This window comes from Dietzia sp. DQ11-44, assembly GCF_014145205.1.
Lineage (GTDB): Bacteria > Actinomycetota > Actinomycetes > Mycobacteriales > Mycobacteriaceae > Dietzia > Dietzia natronolimnaea.
Genome location: NZ_JAALEC010000014.1, coordinates 1 through 4685 on the forward strand (window position 1 = coordinate 1; position 4685 = coordinate 4685).

Sequence of the window (4685 nt, forward strand, 5' to 3'; positions counted from 1 at the left end):
GGCCCATCGGGCGGCGGCGGCCGACCGGCCCTCCCGGCTCAGGTGCCGTGGCCTGCCGAGCCCGACTGGGCCGGCGACCTCGTCGAGCCCGTCGTCCCCGGTGAGGAGTTGTCCCGGGACCAGACGCTCGTCGTCGTCCGCGGGGGGCAGCAGATCACCGGCACCCAGATCGCCCGGGCGGATCCTCTTCTCCCACGGCACCCACTCCGGGGCCACCACCGAGTCGGGACCGGGGAGGAGCGAGATCTCGTCGACCGTCAGCTCGCCGCCGGGGACCAGCGCCAGGACGCAGGCCCAGTACCACCCGCGGTAGCCGGGGAGGTCCGAGGCGAACCGGTGCGTCGTGGTGAACGGCGCCTCGACGACGGCCCCCCGGTGCTCTCCCACGCCGTCGGACGCGAACTCCTCCACGGCGGCACGCGCCACGTCAACGCCCGAGGCCAGTCTCTCGCGCAGGGCCTCGTCGAAGCCCGAGGCCTGATCGGTGCTCACGGGGTCCGCCTCCTGATCCGTGCCTACCTCGGTGTTCACCCCACCCATTATGCGCGTCATCGCGACAGCGTCGCGGTCCGGCCCGTAGTACGGCATCCTTGACGCATGCGCAGCGTCCTCGGCACCCTCGGCCCTCTCGCGGTCTCCCTCTCCCTCGTCGGCGCCGTCGCGGCGTGTACCGCGACCGGTTCCGACGACGCCGGGAGCGCCACGTCCCCCGGCGCCTCCCGCGCGTCGTCGAGCATGCCCACCGGCTCCGGCTCCGGTTCCGGGTCCGGCGACGCGGGCGGCGGACAGGTGCCGGTGGGCCCGGCCGAGCCCCGGCCCGTACGGGGTTCGGTCGAGGTCGTCCGGACCCTGCCGCACGATCCTGAGTTGTTCACCCAGGGTCTGCAGGTGGTGGGCGACGAGATCTACGAGTCGACGGGTGAGTTCACCCGCTCGCAGGTGCAGCGCCGCCCGCTCGCCGGCGGCCCGCCCACCGTCTCCGTGCGGATGGCGGACGACGAGTTCGGCGAGGGCCTGGCCGTCACCCCGGACACCCTCTGGACCCTGACCTGGACCAACGGGATCGCCCACAACCGGGACCCCCGGACCCTCGAGGTGCGCTCCGAGGTGCCGTACGTGGGCGAGGGCTGGGGCCTGTGTTACGACGGCGAACGGCTGATCATGAGCAACGGCTCCGACCAGCTGACCTTCCGCGACCCCGTCACCTTCGAGCCCACCGGCACGGTCTCGGTGACCTCGGGGGGCACACCCGTGGTCCGGATCAACGAACTCGAGTGCGCGGACGGCACCGTCCTCGCCAACGTCTGGATGACGGACGAGGTCATCCGCATCGACCCCGCCACCGGCGCGGTCACCGCCATCTACGACGCCTCGGCGCTCGAGCGACCCCGGCCGGCCAGCCGGGAGGCGGTTCTCAACGGGATCGCCGCGCTCCCCGGTTCGGAGAACGTGCTGCTCACAGGGAAGTTGTGGCCGACGATGTACGAGGTGCGCCTCATTGGCTGACCGCTCCCCCGGGCCGACCCGTCGAGCCGCGGCCACCGTCGGCCGGGGCGTCCGGCGGGTCTTCCACGCCGACGGGGCCGACAGATCGGGCCTGTCGCAGCTGAGTTACGTCACCGTCGCCAACTTCGCGTGCGACGCCATCCTCGCCGTCGCCCTGGCCAACACGTTGTTCTTCTCCGCCGCCACCGCCGAGTCGCGGAGCAACGTGGCCCTGTACCTCCTCGTCACGGTCGCCCCGTTCGCGCTGATCGCCCCGGTGATCGGACCGGCCCTCGACCGGCTGCGGAGCGGGCGGCGCCTCACGGTGTCGTTGACCTTCACCCTGCGGGCGGTGCTCGCGGTGATCCTCGCGCTCAACTTCGACTCCTGGCTGCTGTATCCCCTCGCGCTGGGGATGCTCGTGCTGTCCAAGACCTTCGGCGTGGTCAAGGCGTCGATCACCCCGCACGTCCTGCCGCCGGCGCTCGACCTGGTCCGGACGAACTCCCGGCTGACGGTGCTCGGCCACGTGGGCGGGTCGTTGATCGCAGGGGCCCTCGCCGGAGCCGTGTCGTGGGTGTGGGGCTCCGACGCGGCCCTGTGGCTGCTCGCCGCGGTGGCGCTGGTGACGGCGTACATCGCGATGACCATCCCCGCACACGCCGAGGCCTCGCTCGACGAGGAGTCGGCGACCCTGCGCGTGGACCGGGGCCGCCCGCTCGTCAGCGGGCTCAAGGCCGTTCTCACCCGGCCGCTGGGCCGTCAGGTCCTGGCCAACCTCTGGGCCGTGTCGATGGTCCGGTTCATGACCGGCTTCCTCACCCTGTTCCTCGCGTTCGTGGCCAAGGCCCAGGAGAACGCCACCGCGGCGGAACAGGCCGGGATGCTCGCGATCGCCGGTGCGGCGGGAGGACTCGGCACCTTCGTGGGGAATGCCGTGGGCGCCCGTCTCCCCCTGGGCCGACCGGGCAGGATCACCACGACGGCGGCGGGCGCAGCGCTGTCGGCGGCGGTGGTCGCGGCGTTCCTCGGCAACATCTGGGCGGCGGCCCCCCTCGCACTGGTGGCGGCGGTGTGCAGCGCGCTCGGCAAGGTGGCGCTCGACGCGTCGATCCAGACGGACATCCCCGACTCCGCACGGTCCTCCGCGTTCGGCCGGTCCGAGACGGCGCTACAACTGGCGTGGGTCGCGGGCGGTGCGCTGGGGGTCCTCCTCCCGCCGGACTTCACTGTGGGCTTCAGCGTGATCTCGGTCGTGGGCGCCCTGCTGTTCGGCCAGTCGCTCCTGACCGCGCGCGGGTCCACCCTGGTACCGGGGCTCGGCGGCAACCGACCCAGGTTCCCCGGAGCGCCACGTGACCCCCGTGCATTCGGCGCGCGCCTGCTCGGCAGAATGGAGGAGTGAGCTCTTACAGCGATGCCCCCGCGTCCGGCACCCGCGTCCGCCCAGTCACCTGGGCGATCCTGGCGTGGGTGATCATCATGGTCGCCGCGATCGTCGGAGCGTGGCAGGGCTCCGCCTCACGTCACGGGGCGGTGCCGGCGATCACCGTCGCCACCGACCGCGACCACGTGGAGGTACTGCCGTTCGCCGCGACGGACCTCGACGGCACGAGCTACACCAACCCGGTGGGTGAGTTCACGGTCACCGGTGAACACACCCTCACGGTGCGGCTGCCGGTGGAACTGCGCCGCGCCACGCTCGACGTCTACGAGATCCGCGCGGACGGGTTCCGCGAATACACCCTCGAACCCGACGGCCCCGGCGAACTACTCATCCCGGTCACCCTCCCTGACGAGGGACGGATCGAAGGACTGGCACTCCGCGGGGTCGCGCTCGTCTACGCGGCGGACGGCTCCGAGACCATCCTCAGCGGCGAGTGGTCCGTCGGGATCACCTACACGGACTGAGCCGGCAGGTCACGCGTCCAGTTCGCGGGCGACGGCGCGGAGCACCGACGCCACGCGACCCGACACCTTGTGGTCGGGACGGTGGCCGCGCCGCAACTCGGGTTGGACGGTCGTCTCGAGGACCTTGATCATGTCCTCGACCATCCCGTGCAGCTCATCGGGCGAGTGCCGTGGGCCGCCGCGGGGGGCACGGTCCTGCACGACGGTGGGCTCCTCGTGGACGACCACCCGCAGAGCCTGGGGGCCACGCCGACCGGAGACCATGTCGAACTCCACGCGCTGGCGGGGCCGGAGCGTGTCCACCCCGTCTGGGAGCGCGTCCGACCGGACGTAGACGTCCTCCCCGCCCTCGTGGGACAGGAAACCGAAACCCTTCTCCGCGTCGTACCACTTGACCCTGCCACTGGGCACCGCGAACCACCTCTCCACACGATCGCGCACACGTGCGACCGACATCCACCACGAATGACTCGAGACTACCCTCGCCGAGGCGGTGGCCCGGCGCCCCCGCCGGGCCGGTAGCCTCCCCCGTGTGACCTCCGACGCCCGACCCCCAGCCGACGACCCCGACCCCTGGGCACCCCACACGGCCGAGCCCGCCCCGGTCCGGCCCAGACGCCGCGGCCTGTTCATCGCGGCGCTGGTCGTCTTCGCCGTCGGTGTGGTGTTCACCGTCCTCGCCGCACTGACCCCGTTCGTCCTGGATCGGGACGCGCCGACCTTCCTGTACCTCGGCGCGATGGTGTTCACCCCGGTCGGGTTCCTCCTGGGGCTGCTGTACGCGATTCTCGGCTCCCGGCCGCCCAGGGTGTGACGGAACCCACCCTCTGGCGAAGTTCCAGGTAACAAGCCGATAACGTCACCTCTCGCCCTCCTGTGTGACCTGGTTTTATCTCAGAATGGTGACGATCCGGCATCAAGCCGCTACTGTTCGGGGCAGACTCGTCAGCGAGTTGGCACCGGACGCACCACCGAACCCCGCCCTGCGGCCGATGCGACATTGACCGTTACCGGGCGGGGACGGGGGACCCGATCAGGGCCCACCTCGGGCCGGCGACCACAGGTCGCCTTGGGGTCAAGCCGCCGCAGGCGGCCGGGCGTACTCGTCCGAACCCGACAGCTCACCCCGTAGGCACAGAGTGAAAAGGACTGACGCGTATATGACCTCGAACACCGGACGCCACCGCGCTGCCGCCACCGCCTCCGCGCCCAGGACGGCGGTGAAGGTCGTCCTCGCGGGCACCGCGTTCTCCGCCGCGGGGCTCGCCCTCGCCCCGGCCGCCAACGCG

Annotated in this window: 6 protein-coding genes and 1 riboswitch; of the genes, 4 read left to right on the forward strand and 2 right to left on the reverse strand. The window is 71.9% G+C overall.

Annotated features, from left to right (window positions below; translation table 11 throughout):
• Nucleotides 1-540, reverse strand: a 540-nt coding sequence (locus tag G6018_RS00390) for a DUF3027 domain-containing protein (RefSeq protein WP_182616136.1), incomplete at its 3' end; no start/stop codon positions are given.
• A gap of 57 nt (nt 541-597) precedes the next feature.
• On the opposite strand from G6018_RS00390, the gene G6018_RS00395 reads away from it, so the two are divergent.
• From G6018_RS00395 to G6018_RS00405, 3 genes are read left to right on the forward strand one after another with little or no spacing between them, the layout of a single operon-like run.
• Nucleotides 598-1506 (forward strand): glutaminyl-peptide cyclotransferase, encoded by a 909-nt coding sequence (locus G6018_RS00395; protein ID WP_182638441.1) that lies wholly within the window; start codon nt 598-600, stop codon nt 1504-1506.
• Nucleotides 1499-2890, forward strand: a complete 1392-nt coding sequence (locus G6018_RS00400; RefSeq protein WP_182609791.1) for an MFS transporter — start codon at nt 1499-1501, stop codon at nt 2888-2890. The genes G6018_RS00395 and G6018_RS00400 overlap by 8 nt, the downstream gene beginning before the upstream one ends.
• On the forward strand, nt 2887-3396 hold the full coding sequence (locus tag G6018_RS00405; protein ID WP_182638442.1) for a DUF2771 family protein: 510 nt from the start codon (nt 2887-2889) through the stop codon (nt 3394-3396). Before G6018_RS00400 ends, G6018_RS00405 begins: the two co-directional genes overlap by 4 nt.
• A 9-nt stretch (nt 3397-3405) precedes the next feature.
• On the opposite strand, the gene G6018_RS00410 is transcribed toward G6018_RS00405, so the two are convergent.
• Nucleotides 3406-3807: a cold-shock protein gene (locus tag G6018_RS00410; RefSeq protein WP_179524659.1), complete on the reverse strand. Its 402-nt coding sequence runs from the start codon at nt 3805-3807 to the stop codon at nt 3406-3408.
• A gap of 121 nt (nt 3808-3928) precedes the next feature.
• Here G6018_RS00410 and G6018_RS00415 point away from each other — a divergent pair, with 121 nt between their 5' ends.
• Entirely contained in the window at nt 3929-4210 is a 282-nt protein-coding gene (locus G6018_RS00415; protein WP_182638443.1) for a hypothetical protein, read from the forward strand.
• Nucleotides 4211-4388: 178 nt separating this feature from the next.
• A riboswitch (cyclic di-AMP (ydaO/yuaA leader) is annotated at nt 4389-4545 on the forward strand.
• Nucleotides 4546-4685: the final 140 nt, after the last annotated feature.